This is a genomic window from Novosphingobium aeonii (assembly GCF_052279045.1).
Taxonomy (GTDB): Bacteria; Pseudomonadota; Alphaproteobacteria; order Sphingomonadales; family Sphingomonadaceae; genus Novosphingobium.
This window is the reverse complement of sequence record NZ_CP176832.1, coordinates 2,836,679-2,854,319: the sequence shown is the minus strand read 5'-3', so window position 1 is coordinate 2,854,319 and position 17,641 is coordinate 2,836,679. Positions and strand designations below refer to the sequence as shown.

Sequence of the window (17,641 nt, the reverse complement as noted above, 5' to 3'; positions counted from 1 at the left end):
TATGAGCACTTATCGCATCCAGGGCGCCACCGGTGACTGGGAGGTCGTGATCGGCCTCGAAGTCCACGCGCAGGTCACCTCGAACTCCAAGTTGTTCTCCGGATCGGCGACGGCATTCGGCGCAGAGCCTAACAGCCAGGTCTCGCTGATCGACGCGGCGATGCCGGGCATGCTGCCGGTTCCGAACCGCGAATGCATCCGTCAGGCCGTGCGTACCGGCATGGCGATCGACGCGCAGATCAACAAGTGGTCCCGCTTCGACCGCAAGAACTACTTCTACGCCGATCTTCCGCAGGGCTACCAGATCAGCCAGCTCTACCACCCGATCGTGGGCGAAGGCTCGCTGACCATCGAGGCGGACGAGAAGGCGGGCATCCCGGCCGACAAGGTGATCGGCATCGAGCGCATCCACGTCGAGCAGGACGCGGGCAAGCTGATGCACGACCAGCATCCGACGATGTCCTATGTCGACCTTAACCGCTCCGGCGTGGCGCTGATGGAAATCGTCAGCCGCCCGGACATGGCTTCGCCTGCGGAAGCAGGGGCTTACCTGTCGAAGCTGCGGACGATCCTGCGCTATGTCGGCTCGTGCGACGGTAACATGGACCAGGGCTCGATGCGCGCGGACGTCAACGTCTCGGTGCGCAAGCCCGGTGACGAACTCGGCACCCGTACCGAGACCAAGAACGTCAACTCCGTGCGCTTCGTCATGCAGGCGATCGAGCACGAGGCAAACCGTCAGGTGGACGTGCTGGAAGGCGGCGGCAAGATCGTGCAGGAAACGCGCCTGTTCGATCCCACCACCGGCTCGACGCGTTCGATGCGTTCGAAGGAAGATGCGCACGATTATCGCTACTTCCCCGATCCGGACCTGCTGCCGCTCGAACTTGACGATGCCTTCCTTGAGGCCTGCCGCGCGAGCCTGCCCGAACTGCCGGACGCCAAGCGCGCCCGCTACGAAGGCGAACTGGGCCTTTCGGCCTACAACGCTGCCGTGCTGACCGCCGATGTCGATACTTTCGCATGGTTCGAGGCGCTGCTGGCGGAGACGGCTTCGGCACAGGGCAAGGCTCCCGCTGACGTTGCCAAGCAGGCTGCCAACTGGCTGATTTCCGAATTCTTCGGCGCGCTCAACAAGCAGGGCAAGTCGCTGGAAGAATCGCCGATCAGTCACGAACAGGCGGCGGAGCTTCTGGCGCTGGTGGGCAAGGGCACGATCTCGGGCTCGATCGCCAAGCAGGTTCTCGAAACGATGTTCGAGACTGGCGACAATGCCGGCGTCATCGTCGAGCGCGAAGGCCTGAAGCAGGAATCGGACACCGGCGCCATCGAGGCCAAGGTGGACGAGATTCTCGCCGCCAATGCCGACAAGGTCGCCCAGTACCGCGAAGGCAAGGTTGCGCTGTTCGGCTTCTTCGTCGGCCAGACGATGAAGGCAATGGCCGGCAAGGGCAACCCGCAGGTGGTGAACGAGATCCTGAAGGCCAAGCTCGGCTGACGCAGGGTATCATAGACATAAAGAAGGGCCGGAAAGCGCTGTGCTTTCCGGCCCTTCTTCGTTTGAAGCGGCTTACTTCGCGGCTACCTTCTTGGGAGCGGCGGTAATGGCGTTGTGTGCATATTCGACGAAGTTCTTCTGGTAGACGGTACCCAGCTCGCCAAGTGCCGCAACGGCGTCCTCGCCTTCTTTCGGCGGGAACAGCGACAGGCCATTACCGCCCCATGCCTTGTATTCCCAGGTGATCTTCTGGGCGGCATCGAACCGGCGATACATGAACAGCGTGCGCAGCGAGCGGCCATAGATTGCCGCCTTCATGTAGAACACATCGGCGACGATGAGTTCGGAGTAGCATGCGGCGGCCGAATCCGAGCGGCGTGTCTTGATCTTGTTCATCGTCTTGCGTTCGAGCGGCTGCTCGTGACGAATGATGGTGGTGCCCGGCGTCAGCGGCAACAGGGTGCGCAGATCCATCGCCACGAGTGCGTCGAGCTGCGAGGGACTGTCGAGTGCGCTTGCCATCAGCGACTGATTGCTCGAATCCCGGTCGGCATGCAGCGCTGCATCGAGCAGGCCGCCGCCAAGCAGGCCTGTGGTCTGGGACCGCATGCGTTCGGCCGGCCATAGATGCAGTTCGCAACCGTCCGCAGCTGCCGCAGGCTGCAGTCCGGGTACAGGGGCTGTTGCTGCCGCAGGGGCTGCTGCGTCCTGCGCGTGAGCGGCAGGCGCAAAGACCAGTGCCGCGAGCAGACATGCACGCGAGATCATTTTCATTACAGTCGCACTCCGTAGTTGAATGGGTCAGCGTTTCTTTTTCGGCGGCGCCGCCAGCGCCTTGCCGAAATCGTGGATGCTGATGGAATAGGCGGACGCCAGTTCGGACACGATCGCATCGGATGACCTGTCGATAGCCTTGTCGGCAATGCGAACCGGCACCTGGATATAGGTGCCGAAGCTGCGGCCGGACACGTCACCATCGAATTGGCGGAAGCGGTAAAGGATGTTGAGCGCTTGCGTGCCGGTGAAATTCTTCTGCAGGACGAGGTCGTCGATCATCAATTCGGCGTAGCAGCGCGGCGTATCCAGTGCGTGGCGGGCAAGGCCGGTGCGGATTTCGCGGCTGGACAGCGGCGTTTCGTGGATGACCGTGCGATATCCGGCGAGGCTGAGCGTGGCGGCAAGATCTGCCAAGCCGAGTATCTTGACCTGTTCGCCCGCCGAAAGCGGTTCATGCGGTACATTCTCGTATCCGTCGCGTCCCTTGGCTGCTCCGTCCACGGTGCCGCCGTGTGCCCAGCCGTAATAGACCGAATGGAAATCGTGGCCCGGCCAGACATGCAGTTCGCAAGCAGCAGAAGCGGCAGCAGGCGCGGCCAGCGTTTCAGGTATCTGGGCCTGCGCGCTCGCCGTCGCCACGAAAGGCTGCACGCAACAGGCGGCCGCGAAAATCGCGTGCCGAATAGTGGAACTCATCAAGTTTAAACCCCCGGCAAGGTAGCGGCCGATGTTCCCCAACGTCGGTCTTTCCTGCGCGATCAGCCAATATTGGGCCTGGTGCAAACTGGCAAGAGACTTGATGTTAAAGAATAGAATTCAGCTCTGCCGCGCGGGGCGATCATGTGGGAATGGCAGCGGCCATGAAAAAAGGGCAGCCATCGCTGGCCGCCCTTTTTCTTGTCTGCGGGTTCGCCGGTTCAGGCGATTTTGTTGCCTTCCAGCTTCATCGTACCGAAAAAGCCGGCTTTGATCGTGCCGGTGAGGTCGGTGCCGTCGACCGTGGCCTTGCAGTCGAGATCGATCGGCATCGGTGAGGTCATCTTCATCTTCCAGCTCAGCGTGTTGCCGCTGATCTTGCCGTCCCGCAATTCCATCGTGCCGAGGTCGCCGGTGATCTGGCCGGTGAAGGTGTCACCTGCCGGAATGATGGTAAGCGTGCCCTTCTGATGCCCCATCGGGGTCTTGGTCGAACATTCGTAAGTTCCGCCGAGCAGCGACATTCCTGGTCTCCTTATTCTTGGCCTTCGGGCGCTGCCGGTGCCGCGCGCACTTCGACGGGCAGGCCGAGGCCCTTGAGTTGCGGTTCAACCACCTTGCGATCGCCCACGATCACGAACGTCAGGCCGTTGGGCTGGAGATATTGCGTGGCGGCAGCGCCGATCGCCTTGGCGTCTATCGTGCGATACCTGGCGGCAAGGCCGACGTAATAATCTTCCGGGCGGCCGAGACGGTCGTTCTTGCGGATTGCTGCCTGCACGGCGGCGTCGGTTTCGAACAGGTTGGGAAGCTGCCGGATCGCGCCTTCGGTAACGCGCTGGAGTTCCTCCGCGGTTACCGGCCTGCCTGCCGGAAGCGCGCCCATGTCGGCGATGATGGCCTTGATCGCCTCGCCGGTCTTGTCGGACTGGACCGGGGCCGCGACCTGGACCGAGCGTGGGCCGACGGGCTGAGCCACGCCGCTATGGACGCCGTAGCTCCAGCCCTTGTCCTCGCGCAGGTCCTTGTTGAGGCGCGAGAGGAAGCCGCCGCCGAGCACGTCGTTAGCCAGTTGCAGGGGTTCCGCGTCCGGGGTCTTCCCGGTCATCGGCAGGACGCGGCCCGCCACGATCACGGATTGCGGCGAATTCGGCCGGTCGATCAGGACGATCCGGCTGCCGGTGGCGGCGGGCACGGCGGTGTCGAGCGGCTTTACGGGTTTTGGCACGGCCGGGGCCTGCCACTGGCCGAAGGCGCGTTCCAACATCGGCTTCAGTTCGGCCATCGTCACATCCCCCACCACGGTGATCCGGGCGAGATCGGGGCGCAGCCACTTGTCATGCGCGGCCTTGAGCTGGGCAGGGGTGAGCGCGGCGAGCGAGGCGGCATTGCCGAGGCCGTCCGAGGGCTGGGCGTAAGGGTGGTTCCCGAAGAGTTCGCTGCCGAGCGAGCGGGCGGCGAGATCGTCCGGCGTTGACAGCGCCTGCGCCAGTTCGGCTTCCGACTGGGACTTCACGCGCTCCACTTCGGACGGGCTGAAGGCGGGATCGCGCACGATCTGGGCCATGAGGTCCAGCGATGGCGAGAGATTGGCCGAGAGCGCCGAGAGCGTCACGCTGCTGGTGTCCAGCGAGCCGTCGATCGAAATGCTGGCGCCGAGGCGTTCCTGCGCTTCGGCGATGCGGGTTGCGTCGAGCTTCGAGGTGCCCTGGTCGAGCATGGCCAGCATCAGCCCCTGCGTGCCCGGCGTATCGAGCGCATCGGCGGCATAGCCGGCGTCGAAATCGAGCGAGAGCACCAGCTTGGGAACCGCGGTACGGCGCGCAAGCGCCACCGGGATGCCGTTGGAAAGCGTCGTGCGCTCGATCGCCGGGAAAGTCAGTGCGCCGATCTGGCCGAGTTGCGGGAATTCGCGCTTGGGTCCGGCGGCGAGGGCAGGCGCCTTGGCCTTGGGGTCCGGGCGGGGTGCGGGCTGTTTCGCCTCGTCGCCCCAGCCGCCCATGGCATCGCCGCTTTCGGTGCGGGCGCCGGGAACGACGTCGAGGGCATAGACCGGGCGCGAGAGCCATTTGTTCATTGCCGCCTTGACTTCCGCCGGGGTGAGCGCGGCCATGCGGGCAAGGTCCTGCTTGTACTTGGCGGGATCGTCCGAATAGACCTGACCCTCGGCCAGGGTGGCTCCCTTGCCGCTGAAGCCGCCGACGCGTTCAAGGCCGCCGATCTCGCCGGAAAGGGTGCTGACGACGGCACGGCGCACTTCATCCTCGGTCGGCCCGTCGCGCAAGCAGTCGGCGAGGACCTTGTCGAAGGCGGCGTTGGCCTTGGCGCGGTTCACGCCGGGCTTCACGTCCATGGCCATGGTGAGCATGCTGAGCTGCTGGAACACCTGCGAATAGGCGGTCACGGCCACCGCAAGCTGCTGTCCGCGTACCAGTTCATTGTCGAGCCGCGAACTGGCAAGGCCGCCGAGCACCCGCATGCCGATCTGGAGCGCGGGGGTATCGGCATCGTTCAGGCCGGGAGCGGTCCAGTTGCGGGTAAGGCGCAGGACCGGCACCTGGTCTACGATTTCGCGCTTCACCGGCGCCGAAAGCGTCACGGGTTCGGCAGTGACGGGCTTGATCTCGGGGCCGCGCGGAATGTCGCCGAACCATTTCTCCACCTTGGGGCGGGCGGTGGCGGCGTCGATGTCGCCCGAGAGCACGAGCACGACGTTGTTCGGGCCGTAGTGGTCGGTAAACCACTTGCGAACGTCCGTGAGGGTGGCGGCGTCGAGGTCGGCCATCGAGCCGATGGTGGAGTGGCGGTAGGGGTGGCCCACCGGCAGCAGGCCTTCGGCCTGGGCATATTCGAAGAGGCCGTAGGGCTGGTTGTCACCCTGGCGCTTCTCGTTCTGGACGACGCCCCGTTGCTTGTCGAGTTTGTCCTGGGTGACTGCGGGCAGCAGGTGGCCCATGCGGTCGCTTTCCATGAACAGCGCAAGGTCCAGCGCGCCCGTGGGCACGGTTTCCACGTAATTGGTGCGGTCGTACCAGGTGGAGCCGTTGGTGGGCGTGGAGCCCGCGCCTTCCAGCGGCACGTCGAAGTCCGGCACGTTGGCCGATCCGCCGAAGAACAGGTGCTCGTAAAGATGCGCGAAGCCGGTCTTTCCGCGCGGCTCGTTCTTGGAGCCGACCTTGTAGTACGCCGTCACCCCGACGATAGGGGCCTTGCGATCGGTGTGGATGATCGTGGTGAGCCCATTGGCGAGCACGAACTTCTCGTAAGGGATGTCCACCCTGGCGACGAGTTCGGCCGGGGAGGCCGGTGCCGGGGCGGCATTCTCCGACGGTGCCGGCGGTGGCGAGGCGACACTGGCCGTGGGGGCGCTGGCGCAGGCGGAGAGAGCGAGGGCGGCGGCGAGCGCAATGGCGCTGGAACGGGGAGCAAGTCGCATGGCCAAAGGTCTAGCACGTTGTTCGGCAAGGACCAGCGACAAAGGCGATGGGATGCAAGAGGGGCGGCGGGAAGAGAGAGGTCGTCCCGGATCGGGTCCGGGACGACGGACAATTCCCCCCGCCGTTGATTACCCCCGCTTGAAGATCTGGCCGGAATCGAAGCGGGTGATGCGCCACTCCCCGTCGCTGTCGCGGCGGCATTCCATCTTCACGTCGGCGACTGCCAGCGGATCGCAGTATTTCTCGAACGGAGCCTCGCCCACGGCGGCGAAGAACACCAGGAGATAGCCGACTTTCGCATGGTCGGCATCGTCGAAGGAAACCCGCAGCGAAGTGATGATATGGCGCATGGTCATCAGGCCCGCGCCTGCCCGCAGCGCTTCGGCGCGGCCTTTGTAGAAGGTCTCGACCGCGGGCAGTCCCTCGCGCCATTCGCCGCCGACGTTGTAGGCCACATCCTCGGCCAGAACGTCGGCGCTGCGCATTTCGAGGCCGTTGTGAATGTCCAGTTCGTCGCCCCATTCATAGACGACCTGCTTGATGGCAAGCACGTCCGCTGCCTGCTGGGGAGTGAATTTCGCCACGTCTGATGCCTCTTCCCATTGGTTTTCGGGTCTTGTCGGGAGAGGCTAGGCAAGGGCAACCTTCGCGCCAAGCGAATGCGCAACGGCAGGCACGTTCAACGCCACGGCGACGTTTTCGAGGGGGTGGCATTCCGCGCGGCGCTTCCCATCTTGTGACAAGCCGGTTCCGGCTCTTGAGAATCAACGCTTTCTTCCCATCTGCGCGCCATCAGAATGTGCCGCGCGAAAAATGTCATGGCACACCTTGTGTTGCAAATGTGCAACACTATATGGTCGAGATCAGGAGGCAATTCATACCATGAATCTCGAAAAGTTCACTGACCGGGCCAAGGGTTTCCTTCAGGCGGCGCAGACTGTTGCGATCCGCATGAATCATCAGCGCATCAGCTCCGACCACATCCTCAAGGCCCTTCTTGAGGATAGCGAGGGCATGGCTTCCGGCCTCATCCAGCGCGCGGGCGGCAATCCGGCCTTCGCGGTGCAGGAAATCGACAAGGCGCTCGGCAGGATTCCCACGGTTTCGGGCAGCGGTGCCCAGGGCGCTCCGGGGCTGGACAACGATGCCGTGCGCGTGCTCGACCAGGCCGAGCAACTCGCCGCCAAGTCGGGCGACAGCTTCGTCACCGTGGAGCGCATGCTGCTCGCGCTGGCGCTGGCCACCACGACTTCGGCGGGGCAGGCGCTCAAGGCCGCCAACCTCACGCCCCAGGCGCTGGAGGCGGCGATTTCCGAACTGCGCGGCGGCCGCAATGCCGACAGCGCTTCGGCCGAAAACGCCTATGACGCGATGAAGAAGTATGCCCGCGACCTCACGCAGGCCGCGCGCGACGGCAAGCTCGACCCGGTGATCGGCCGTGACGAGGAAATCCGCCGCACCGTCCAGATCCTCGCCCGCCGCACCAAGAACAACCCCGTGCTCATCGGCGACCCCGGCGTTGGCAAGACCGCCATCGCCGAGGGCCTGGCGCTGCGCATCGCCAATGGCGACGTGCCCGACAGCCTCAAGGACCGCAGCCTCATGGCGCTCGACATGGGCTCGCTGATCGCGGGCGCCAAGTATCGCGGCGAGTTCGAGGAACGCCTCAAGGCAGTGCTCGACGAAGTGAAGGGCGCGGACGGCCAGATCATCCTGTTCATCGACGAGATGCACACGCTGATCGGCGCGGGCGCTTCCGAAGGTTCGATGGATGCGGGCAACCTGCTGAAGCCCGCCCTCGCACGCGGCGAACTGCACTGCATCGGCGCGACCACCCTCGATGAATACCAGAAGTACGTCGAGAAGGACGCGGCCTTGCAGCGCCGGTTCCAGCCGGTCTTCGTGGGCGAGCCGACGGTGGAGGACACGATCTCGATCCTGCGCGGGCTCAAGGAGAAGTACGAGCTGCATCACGGCGTGCGGATCACCGACGGCGCCATTGTGGCGGCGGCGACGCTCTCCAACCGCTACATCACCAACCGCTTCCTGCCGGACAAGGCGATCGACCTCATGGACGAGGCCGCCAGCCGCATCCGCATGGAAGTGGAGAGCAAGCCCGAGGAGATCGAGAAGCTCGACCGCCGTATCATCCAGCTCAAGATCGAGGAAATGGCCCTCGGCAAGGAGACCGACGAGGCATCGAAGGACCGCCTTGCCTCTCTGCGCGAGGAACTGGCCAATCTCGAACAGCAGTCGAGCGAACTGACCACGCGCTGGCAGAACGAGCGCGACAAGATCGCCGCGGAAGGCAGGATCAAGGAGCAGCTCGATGCCGCGCGCGTCGAGCTCGATCAGGCCCAGCGGACAGGCGACCTCGCCAAGGCGGGCGAGCTTGCCTATGGCACGATCCCCTCGCTGGAGCGCAAGCTGTCCGAGGCGCAGGCCCAGGCCGGAAACGCGCTCCTGCGTGAAGAGGTGACCGAGGACGACATCGCCGGCGTTGTTAGCCGCTGGACCGGGGTTCCGGTGGACAAGATGCTGGAAGGCGAGCGCGAGAAGCTCCTCAAGATGGAGGACGTGATCGGCGCGCGCGTGATCGGCCAGAAGGATGCGGTCTCGGCCGTTTCCAAGGCGGTGCGGCGCGCCCGCGCCGGGCTTCAGGATCCGAACCGACCGCTGGGCTCGTTCCTGTTCCTCGGCCCGACGGGTGTCGGCAAGACCGAGCTGACCAAGGCGCTCGCGGGCTTCCTGTTCGACGACGACAGCGCGATGGTCCGCATCGACATGAGCGAGTTCATGGAGAAGCACGCGGTGTCCCGCCTGATCGGCGCGCCTCCGGGCTATGTCGGCTACGACGAGGGCGGCGTTCTGACAGAGGCGGTGCGGCGCCGGCCTTATCAGGTCGTGCTGTTCGACGAGGTCGAGAAGGCGCACCCGGACGTGTTCAACGTGCTGCTGCAAGTGCTCGACGACGGACGCCTGACCGATGGGCAGGGCAGGGTGGTGGATTTCACCAACACCCTGATCATCCTGACCAGCAACCTCGGCAGCCAGTACCTGACCCAGCTTGACGAAGGGCAGGACGTGGACACCGTGGAGCCGCAAGTGATGGAAGTGGTGCGCGGGCATTTCCGCCCCGAATTCCTCAACCGTCTCGACGAGATCGTGCTGTTCCACCGCCTCGGCCAGGAGCACATGGGTCCGATCGTCGATATCCAGGTGGCGCGTGTCCAGAAGCTGCTCAAGGACCGCAAGATCGTGCTCGACCTGACCGACGCGGCCAAGCGCTGGCTCGGCCGGGTGGGCTACGATCCGGTCTACGGCGCCAGGCCCTTGAAGCGGGCGGTCCAGCGCTACGTCCAGGACCCGCTGGCAGAGAAGCTGCTGGCAGGCGAAGTGCCGGACGGTTCGCACGTCCACATCGACGACGGCGACGGCGCGCTGGCGATCAGCGTGGAGTAAAACGAAAAGAGGGTGCGAGATTGATCTCGCACCCTTTTCCTTACAATCGTTGCGGCAGGTCAGTTGACCCGATGTGCTTTCAGCGCTCGGCCGCCCTTGAAGCGGACCCAGTAGGACCCGAGAGCGGCGGCTTCCAGTTCAACGTCGTCGCCCACCTTGGGCATGCGAACCGTGCCCAGTGCTTCGTTGGTCTGCCACTGTGCTCCGTCTGCCAACGTGAAGAGCAGCTTTCCGCTGGCCGCTCCCCGGACCGAGGAAAGCGTGGTCTTGATGAGCTTGACCTCTTCCTCGCCGCTTCTTTCCCCGCCCCCGAAAAGATCGACGCGAGGAAGGGTGAAGCCGAAGAGCGAGCGGCGGACTTCACGAATGCCTTCCTTGTCCACGACCTTCACACTGCCGGTTTCGATCGCTCCCAGCAATATTCGGCTTTCGCGATCGAAGCAGGCGAGGCGTTCGCCGGAATCGGCGATTGCTCGACACGCCGCAAGCTTGGCCACATCCGGAGGAAGCGCTCTGTCGGAATCCTTGGCCTGCGCTGGACATGCGGCGAAAGTCGCGAGAAGTCCCACCGCGCCAATGGCCGCGCTGGGCAGAAATCGGTGTGCCATGCTGGAAACAGTCCCCTCGGAATTCTTCACCCGACCCTAGCGGGCGACCGCCGGTTTGCAAGCGCGGCTCGGCCGGATGCGCTTGCCTGGGTCGGGAGAGCAGGTGTTTCAGCGCTGGCCTTACTGGCCGCCGGGGCGACTGCGGCTGTAATCGACGATGTCCCTTGCCGCTTCGCTGCCGCGTTCGCGCAGGCGGCGCCATTCACCGACGGGCTTGCAGACACGTTCTCCGGCGAGGCGGCTGCCGGTAACCTTGATCATGCGGCACTTGATGACGTCATCGGGGTCGGTCAGCGCATTCGGTGCGGCTGCCACCGGTGTTGTTGTTGCGGCGGCTGGTTCGGCGGCCTGCGCAGCCGCGCTGACACCGAGGCAGCCGAGCAAGGGAAGTGCGGCAGTAGCTAGAACGATTCGGAACATGTGGAGATCCTGATTTTCATCTAAAGGCAAAGTACCGCGAGCAGCGTTGCGGCGCAAATGAACTGTCGCGGCGTTCCAAGCGGACTTAGCGGCCGATATCGTGTTCCTGGGGAGAAAGTCCCAGTGAGTCCGCTACATCGCAGAACTCGATGATCGCGTCCTGTTCAACCTGCGAAAGGTGAGGGTTCCAGGCATCGAAGATCAACAGGATTCTATCCTCTTCTCCGTGGTTCCATGCTTCGTGGTCGATCGTGTCGGAGAAAGCGAAAGGCTTTCCCTCGATCCATTCCCGTTCTTCGCCGCCCACGCGAAAGCCGCATTTTGGGGGTACTACGAGCGGCAGGTGGATGATCGCCCGGGTGTTGGTTACGCCTGTGTGTGGCGGGATGACTTTGCCGGGTTTCAGGACGGAGAAGAACGCGGTTGGCGCGCGATTGGGAATGCGGGCCATCGGAACCGCGTCAAGCGCCGCGAAGGTGGCAGGGCAATGCTCTGCAAGTGCCTCGTTGCGGGTGCCGTATTCCCAGAGGAAGCAGGCGCTCCAGTCAAGCTTCCCGTCGAGCACGGCCCATGGGCCAGCATGGCCGCCCTTGGGCATCTGGACATACGGCCTGAAGAGATGCCGGCAGTTCGCAAGCACATGAACCGCTTCTGCGCGAATCTTGTCAGCCTGGGCGGCGAGCTGGTCGAACCATGGGAACAGATCGTCATCGAAGAACTCGTCCGCTGGCAGAAATGGGTAATGCAGCCCCGAACAGCGATCGTTGAAGATCTGGCGCTTGCCGGTCGCTGCGTCGAGAAAGGCGCGGGCACGGCGCGCGTCGCGGCCCTGAAGCATTTCCAGCCTGCTGGAGACGCGGGTTTCCATGCCCTGTGTCAGCGTCGCCTGAATGCCGGCGATCACCCGCTGGCCTTGCGCCACTTCCTCTGCGAGCAGGGGCGGCAGTTCTCCGATCGCCTGACTCATTTGAATGACGGCGTGCCACGCGGAGAGGGCTTGCGATTCCTCACCGCGTCGTGTCCGCAATTGGGCGGTGCGCAGCCAGGCAATGAAATCGCGCGCGTCCAGCGCGATCGCGGCCTTCAGCGCCGCAATTTCGCCTTCGTCGTCTCCCGCCGCCCTGCAGGCCGTCGCCAGGTTCCGTTGCAGCGCGCCTGATTCCGGGTCGGCCTCTGCTGCGACCCGATGACAATCGATTGCGGTGGCAAAGTCGCCACTTCGTAACGCTGCAAGGCCTCGCGCGTTGGCGCTTGCCGCGAGTTCGTTGACTTGGGAATCCCCCATTGATGCCCCCTGAATTTACCCCTTGCCCTCGATCTTGCCATTGCCTCTCGGACGTAGCAAGAAGGCCGTCATGACGCTGTCAACAGATATGCAGGTTCCCGAGGCGGCCTGGCTCGCCCACCGTTACGATCCCGCTCAGGACAGCTACCAGTTCCGCCGGATCGAGCGGTCAGGGCGCCAGCAGGTCCCGTTCCTGACTGACGAACATCTGGGGGTGGAGACAAGCCCGGTCGTCATCCGCCGGCAGGCACTTGCCGACTGGGATCGGGCAGCGGGATGCCAGCCGCATTTCATCTTCCATTCGGCATTCTGCGCCTCGACCATGTTGGTCCAGGCGCTGGACCTGCCCGGCATCGCGGCGGGGCTTTCGGAGCCGGTTCTTCTCAACGACCTGATCGGATGGCGTCGCAGAGGCGCAGACCCGAGACAGATGGGGGAAGTGGCGGCGGATATGCTGGCGCTCATAGCCCGCCCGTTCGTGAAGGGAGAGCGGACGGTGATCAAGCCGTCCAACATCGTGAATCCGATCATTCCGGCGCTGATGAACCTTGCCCCTGATTCAAGGGCGGTTCTTCTCTATGCTCCGCTTGAGCCGTTCCTGCTTTCGGTCGTGAGAAAGGGATTGTGGTGCAGGATCTGGTGCCGGCAGCTTGCGAAGGGATATCTCGTAGATCGTTACCTGGATTTCGGTTTCAGTCCCGAGGAACTGTTCCTGCAAACCGACCTGCAGATCGCCGCATTGGGCTGGCTCGCGCAGCAGCGTCATTTCGCGCAAATCGCGGCTCAGATGCCTGACCGGGTCGCCACCCTGGATAGCGAGGCCTTGACGCGTCGCCCCGTGGATTCGGTGGCGGCGGTCTTGCGCCATTATCGCCTTCCGGTGCCTGACCGGGACGTGCTGGCCGGTCAGCCTGCCTTGCACCGCGACAGCAAGAGCGGGGACGCATTCTCGGCCGGGCAGCGCCAGCGCGATCAGGATACCGCGCGCATGGCTCACCGCGATGAAATCGGGACAGTCCTGGAATGGGCGTCCACGATTGCCGCGGCTCAGAATATTCCGCTGGAACTTCCAAACGCCCTGAATTTCGGCTGATTGCCGATGGCGCGGCGGCCGCCGCCTGCACGTCCAGGGCTATAGCCTTGGCGTAGGCCGCGGTGCGCACCTGAATTCTCGCGCTTTCATGTGCCGCAAAGAAAAAGGGGCGGACGTTGCCGTCCACCCCTCAATCTCAAATCGTCGGTAACGATTAGAAGCGCAGCTTTGCAGCCACGGCAAAGCGACGGCCCAGAGCGTCGTAGGTCGACGGGTAGGTGTTGCCGCTGTTGTATGCGGTCGAACCGATGTTCGAGCCGACGATCGGCGGCTTCTTGTCGAACAGGTTCTGGATCGTGACCGTGAACGTGACGTTGTCGGTCGCGTTGAAGCGGGTCGTCAGGTCGAAGTAATCGAACGCCTTGATCCGGTTGAAGTCGACGTTCTTGCCGGCAAGCGCGCCGACGTCGTCGCCAAGGGTGCCCTGGAACGCTTCGCCGAAGTCTTCGTACTTGAAGCTGTCGATGTGGCGCCACAGCAGCGAGACGTCGATGTTCTCGAATGCCAGGGTCGTACGGGTCGACCACTGCCACTTCGGCTGAAGCGAAGCGCAGTTTTCGGAGTAGAGGCCGACGCAGTCACGTGCAACGCCAGTCGGCGAGGACTGGAACACGCTCTTGTCGGTCCAGTTGCCGTTCAGCGCCAGGATCAGGTCCGCGAAACCGATGTTACGGCGATAGTTGGCCGTGAAATCGATACCGGCGGTCGACAGCTTGCCCTGGTTGCTGAGGTTGAGGGCAAGGCCCGGCGTGGTGGCCGGATCGCCGCTCAGGCCGCCGTCGAGCGGGTTACGCTGGATGGCAAGGCAGGCAGGGTTGGTGACGCTGAGGTTGTCGAAGCAGGCCGACATGGCGTCGCCCGGCGTCGGCGTGGTGATCGCGTCCTTGATCTTGATGTTGTAGTAGTCGACCGTGAGCGACAGACCGGGAACGACGCTGGGCTGGAAGACGACACCAAGGGTCCAGGAGTCCGACTTTTCGGGCTTCAGGTTGATGTTGCCGCCGCCCGTGTAGTTGGCCTGGCCGGCTGCCGGCTGGAAGATGTTTCCAACGTTGGCGGCAGTCGCACCCTGAGCGATACAGACGTCACGAAGAACGCCGGTCGGAGCCGAGCGGCCCGGGATCGCGCCGCCGGTGTCTGTGAAGGTGGCGCAGGGATCGTCCGACAGGTTGGTGAGGGCGGTGGTGACCGGGTAGAACAGCTCGTAGATGTTCGGGGCGCGAACGGCACGGCTGTAGTTACCGCGCAGCTTGATGTCCGAAACCGGACCCCAGACGCCGCCGACGGTCCAGGTCGTGGTATTGTACTTCGGGCTGCTTGCAGCGTCGACTTCGTAGTGCGACTGGCGGACGCCTGCGTTCAGCGAGAGTTCCTCGAAGAACGGCTTGTCCTGAACCAGCGGAACCTGAAGTTCGCCGAAGACTTCGTAGACCTTGTAGCCGCCCTTGATGTTCGGGGCCGCGCCGCCGGCACCGCCGAGGTCGCCGGTCTGGGCAAGCGTGTCAGAAGCCTGGCTGGCGTTGTATTCGCGGAATTCGACACCGGCCGCGAACGAGATCGGGTCGGAGGCGAACGGCGAACTGACGCCGATGTTGCCGCTCAGTTCCGCAGTGGCCTGGGCCAGCGAGAAGCGGTTGATGACAGTCGATTCCTCGGTGAGGAAGTCGATCTGCTCAGCCGTGAGCGTGGTGGCATCCGGGGTGAACCAGTTGACCGGGATACAGCCATCGGTCGTGCCTTCGAGGCAGGTGGAGCTGTTGGTCGCCAGCAGCGAGTCGCGAATGCGGCTGTTGAGCGTGTAGCCCTTGATGGTCTGGATGTTTTCGGATTCGCCATAAGCGCCCGAAACGTCGAACTGGATGTTGCTGGTTACGTCACCGCGAATACCGGCACGATAGTCGAACATCGTGGTCTGGTAGTCGGAGATACGCGGACCGACTTCGACGGCACGACGGTACATCGAGGTCGTGGCGGTGCGGTAGTTCGGGTCGTTGGGATCGGTTGCGGCGGCTGCGAGGGCGCAGGACGCAGCGTCGAGGCCGGCGATCGAGCAGAACGAGCTGCGCAGGCCGTCGTTCAGGAACGGGTTCGAGATCGGAATGTCGACCGAGATGCCGAATGCGCCCGAGGGGGCGATGACCGTCGAGACGGTCTGCTTCGAGAACATGCCGCGGCTGTAGATCTCGATGTTGTCGGCAACTTCATACTTCGCGGAGCTGAAGATGTTGAAGCGTTCGAACGGCGTGCTGAAGATGTTCGACGGGTTGAAGTTGTAGGGCTGGTAGTAGGGAACCAGGCTCTGGCCGTCAGGCGCGATCTGCTGGGCGCCGAAGCGGGTCGGAAGGGTCGTGCCCGAACCCGAGGCTTCGCCCGAGAAGCTGTCGACGTTGTAGACCGAGTAGCCGCGCTGGCCCTGGTAGACAGGGTCTGCCTGCTGATAGCCGATGCCCAGGATCACGTGACCGCGGCCATCGTCGAACGAGGCGCCGGTCGACAGGTCGGTACGGAAGGTGGCGCCGTCGCCCTGTTCGGTGATCTGGTAGCTGCTGTTCAGCTCCAGGCCTTCGAATTCGTTGTTGATGACGAAGTTGACGACGCCCGAGATGGCGTCGGCACCGTAGGTGGCCGATGCACCGCCGGTCAGGACGTCAACGCGCTCGACGAGGGCGAGCGGGATGTTGTTGAGGTCGACACGGCCGACCAGTTCGGCGGGGACGATGCGCTGGCCGTCCAGCAGGACGATGTTGCGGTTCGAACCGAGGCCGCGAAGGTCGACGTAGCTTGCGCCGCCGTTGCCGTTGTTGACCGCGGAACCGATCGACGGGACGATGCCCGGAATTTCGCGCAGGACTTCTTCGGCAACGTTGTTCTGGGCCAGCTGGATCGTGTCTGCGGTCGTGACGTTGACCGGGGCAGCTTGCGTCAGGTTCGGGTTGTTGATGCGCGAACCGGTGACGACGATGGCTTCGCTCGCGGGTGCTTCTTCAGTCGCCGCGTCCTGCGCGTAGGCGCCGGTTGCGGTGAACGTGAAGGCGGCAACGCACGTTGCGCTCCGGAGAGCGGCCTTCTTCAGAGATGTTTTCACTTTTGTGTCCCTTGTTGCTTTCGTCCGCCTGTCAGGTGCGTGACCAATCCTGATGGGCGAGCCGGATGCCAGCAGTGGGTGTGTATGCACATGCCCCTGCCATGTCGGAGGTTGTCGCGGCAGGCGATCCGGCTTTCAATCCCCTTCGCCGCGTTGCGCAAATTGTCTCGGAGGCTGTGATCTTGCTGCAACAGTGCTACGGTATTGCACGCAGTTTGCAGTCTTGCCCGGAAGAATTCAGGTGTTTGCCGAGGGAAATGCAATGTTGCATTTCGGCATGTCGGGTGCCGCAAAATTGCTCTGCGTATCGCTGCGGTGAAATCGTGTTGCGTGCGGGTGCTGCGCCGCATCGAATGGATTGACCGCATGAGCACCGGCTTTTAACCGGGTGCTTAAATCGGCCGGATGGCCCGCTGCCGGGCTATTGTGACGCGGAATTAAGCATTTGGTGCCTGGAAAGTAGGCACGGGCGAAAGGGATTGTGGATGAAACTGGATAGCAGCATGGCCGCGGTCGTTACCGGCGCGGCGTCCGGGCTGGGTGCCGCCACTGCGCGGGCGCTTGCGGCGCAGGGTGTCAAGGTTGCGGTGTTCGACCTCAACGTGGAGGCAGGGGAAGCTGTCGCCGCGGAGATCGGCGGCGTGTTCTGCGAGGTCAACGTCACGGACGATGCCAGCGTCGACGCAGGCTTCGCCAAGGCGCGCGCCGCGCATGGACAGGAACGTATCCTCGTGAACTGCGCGGGCATCGCGCCGGCCGCCAAGACGGTGGGCAAGAACCGCGAGACGGGCGAACCGCGCGCGCATGACATGGCGCTTTTCGAGAAGGCCATCGCCATCAACCTCGTCGGTACGTTCCGTTGCATCAGCAAGTCGGCGGCGGGCATGGTGACGCTCGATCCCCTGGACGAGGCCGGTTCGCGCGGAGCCATCGTCAACACCGCGTCGGTCGCGGCGCAGGACGGCCAGATCGGGCAGGCGGCCTATGCGGCATCCAAGGGCGGCGTCCTTGCCATGACCCTGCCGGTCGCGCGCGATCTCATGGGCGAGGGTATTCGCGTCAACACGATCCTGCCGGGCATCTTCGAGACGCCGATGATGGCGGGCATGCCGCAGCAGGTGCAGGATGCGCTCGCGGCGATGGTTCCCTTCCCCAAGCGACTGGGCAAGCCCGCCGAATATGCCAAGCTGGCGCTCTTCATGCTGGAGCACGACTATATGAACGGCGAATCCGTCCGCCTCGACGGCGCGATCCGACTGGGGCCGAGGTAAGGGCCGCAA

13 protein-coding genes are annotated in these 17,641 nt (G+C 64.0%); 4 read left to right on the top strand and 9 right to left on the bottom strand.

The features are described 5' to 3' along the window. Nucleotide 1: 1 nt before the first annotated feature. Nucleotides 2–1,498: an Asp-tRNA(Asn)/Glu-tRNA(Gln) amidotransferase subunit GatB gene (gene gatB / locus ACLIMP_RS13715; protein WP_324696154.1), complete on the top strand. Its 1,497-nt coding sequence runs from the start codon at nucleotides 2–4 to the stop codon at nucleotides 1,496–1,498. A gap of 72 nt (nucleotides 1,499–1,570) precedes the next feature. Here gatB and ACLIMP_RS13710 read toward each other — a convergent pair whose 3' ends face one another. The 5 genes from ACLIMP_RS13710 to ACLIMP_RS13690 all read right to left on the bottom strand — a co-directional run bounded on the left by ACLIMP_RS13710 (nucleotide 1,571) and on the right by ACLIMP_RS13690 (nucleotide 6,992). Further along, nucleotides 1,571–2,272, bottom strand: coding sequence for a hypothetical protein (locus tag ACLIMP_RS13710; RefSeq protein ID WP_132469326.1), 702 nt, complete (start codon nucleotides 2,270–2,272; stop codon nucleotides 1,571–1,573). A 27-nt stretch (nucleotides 2,273–2,299) separates the two neighbouring features. Beyond that, nucleotides 2,300–2,971 carry a hypothetical protein gene (locus ACLIMP_RS13705; protein ID WP_324696151.1) on the bottom strand — a complete coding sequence of 224 codons (672 nt, stop codon included), beginning with the start codon at nucleotides 2,969–2,971 and terminating at the stop codon, nucleotides 2,300–2,302. 221 nt (nucleotides 2,972–3,192) lie between these two features. Beyond that, nucleotides 3,193–3,495 (bottom strand): hypothetical protein, encoded by a 303-nt coding sequence (locus tag ACLIMP_RS13700; RefSeq protein ID WP_324696149.1) that lies wholly within the window; start codon nucleotides 3,493–3,495, stop codon nucleotides 3,193–3,195. 11 nt (nucleotides 3,496–3,506) lie between these two features. Further along, nucleotides 3,507–6,407 (bottom strand): M16 family metallopeptidase, encoded by a 2,901-nt coding sequence (locus ACLIMP_RS13695; protein WP_443477908.1) that lies wholly within the window; start codon nucleotides 6,405–6,407, stop codon nucleotides 3,507–3,509. A 129-nt stretch (nucleotides 6,408–6,536) separates the two neighbouring features. Then, nucleotides 6,537–6,992: a nuclear transport factor 2 family protein gene (locus ACLIMP_RS13690; RefSeq protein WP_324696145.1), complete on the bottom strand. Its 456-nt coding sequence runs from the start codon at nucleotides 6,990–6,992 to the stop codon at nucleotides 6,537–6,539. 298 nt (nucleotides 6,993–7,290) lie between these two features. On the opposite strand from ACLIMP_RS13690, the gene clpB reads away from it, so the two are divergent. Continuing rightward, nucleotides 7,291–9,870, top strand: a complete 2,580-nt coding sequence (clpB, locus tag ACLIMP_RS13685; RefSeq protein WP_054440566.1) for an ATP-dependent chaperone ClpB — start codon at nucleotides 7,291–7,293, stop codon at nucleotides 9,868–9,870. 59 nt (nucleotides 9,871–9,929) lie between these two features. Here clpB and ACLIMP_RS13680 read toward each other — a convergent pair whose 3' ends face one another. From ACLIMP_RS13680 to ACLIMP_RS13670, 3 genes are all read right to left on the bottom strand, one after another. Continuing rightward, nucleotides 9,930–10,478 carry a hypothetical protein gene (locus tag ACLIMP_RS13680; RefSeq protein ID WP_324696143.1) on the bottom strand — a complete coding sequence of 183 codons (549 nt, stop codon included), beginning with the start codon at nucleotides 10,476–10,478 and terminating at the stop codon, nucleotides 9,930–9,932. 120 nt (nucleotides 10,479–10,598) lie between these two features. Next, a complete protein-coding gene (locus ACLIMP_RS13675; RefSeq protein ID WP_324696141.1) occupies nucleotides 10,599–10,898 on the bottom strand; it encodes a hypothetical protein in 300 nt (99 codons plus the stop codon). Between the two features lie 85 nt (nucleotides 10,899–10,983). After that, nucleotides 10,984–12,183, bottom strand: a complete 1,200-nt coding sequence (locus ACLIMP_RS13670) for an aspartyl/asparaginyl beta-hydroxylase domain-containing protein (protein WP_324696140.1) — start codon at nucleotides 12,181–12,183, stop codon at nucleotides 10,984–10,986. 70 nt (nucleotides 12,184–12,253) lie between these two features. Between ACLIMP_RS13670 and ACLIMP_RS13665 the strand changes: the two genes are divergently transcribed. After that, a complete protein-coding gene (locus tag ACLIMP_RS13665) occupies nucleotides 12,254–13,276 on the top strand; it encodes a hypothetical protein (protein WP_324696138.1) in 1,023 nt (340 codons plus the stop codon). A gap of 154 nt (nucleotides 13,277–13,430) precedes the next feature. Here the strand turns inward: ACLIMP_RS13665 and ACLIMP_RS13660 are convergent, their stop codons facing one another. Continuing rightward, complete coding sequence (locus ACLIMP_RS13660; RefSeq protein ID WP_132469320.1) at nucleotides 13,431–16,361, bottom strand: TonB-dependent receptor domain-containing protein; 2,931 nt, start codon at nucleotides 16,359–16,361, stop codon at nucleotides 13,431–13,433. Between the two features lie 485 nt (nucleotides 16,362–16,846). Here ACLIMP_RS13660 and ACLIMP_RS13655 point away from each other — a divergent pair, with 485 nt between their 5' ends. Beyond that, nucleotides 16,847–17,632 (top strand): SDR family oxidoreductase, encoded by a 786-nt coding sequence (locus ACLIMP_RS13655; protein ID WP_054440562.1) that lies wholly within the window; start codon nucleotides 16,847–16,849, stop codon nucleotides 17,630–17,632. Nucleotides 17,633–17,641 lie beyond the last annotated feature (9 nt).

What these genes read in the sequence shown, in the direction of transcription:
- gatB (WP_324696154.1), top strand. Translation starts at nt 2, where the DNA reads ATGAGCACTTATCGCATCCAGGGCGCCACCGGTGACTGGGAGGTCGTG.
- ACLIMP_RS13710 (WP_132469326.1), bottom strand. Translation starts at nt 2,272, where the DNA reads ATGAAAATGATCTCGCGTGCATGTCTGCTCGCGGCACTGGTCTTTGCG.
- ACLIMP_RS13705 (WP_324696151.1), bottom strand. Translation starts at nt 2,971, where the DNA reads ATGAGTTCCACTATTCGGCACGCGATTTTCGCGGCCGCCTGTTGCGTG.
- ACLIMP_RS13700 (WP_324696149.1), bottom strand. Translation starts at nt 3,495, where the DNA reads ATGTCGCTGCTCGGCGGAACTTACGAATGTTCGACCAAGACCCCGATG.
- ACLIMP_RS13695 (WP_443477908.1), bottom strand. Translation starts at nt 6,407, where the DNA reads ATGCGACTTGCTCCCCGTTCCAGCGCCATTGCGCTCGCCGCCGCCCTC.
- clpB (WP_054440566.1), top strand. Translation starts at nt 7,291, where the DNA reads ATGAATCTCGAAAAGTTCACTGACCGGGCCAAGGGTTTCCTTCAGGCG.
- ACLIMP_RS13680 (WP_324696143.1), bottom strand. Translation starts at nt 10,478, where the DNA reads ATGGCACACCGATTTCTGCCCAGCGCGGCCATTGGCGCGGTGGGACTT.
- ACLIMP_RS13675 (WP_324696141.1), bottom strand. Translation starts at nt 10,898, where the DNA reads ATGTTCCGAATCGTTCTAGCTACTGCCGCACTTCCCTTGCTCGGCTGC.
- ACLIMP_RS13670 (WP_324696140.1), bottom strand. Translation starts at nt 12,183, where the DNA reads ATGGGGGATTCCCAAGTCAACGAACTCGCGGCAAGCGCCAACGCGCGA.
- ACLIMP_RS13665 (WP_324696138.1), top strand. Translation starts at nt 12,254, where the DNA reads ATGACGCTGTCAACAGATATGCAGGTTCCCGAGGCGGCCTGGCTCGCC.
- ACLIMP_RS13655 (WP_054440562.1), top strand. Translation starts at nt 16,847, where the DNA reads ATGAAACTGGATAGCAGCATGGCCGCGGTCGTTACCGGCGCGGCGTCC.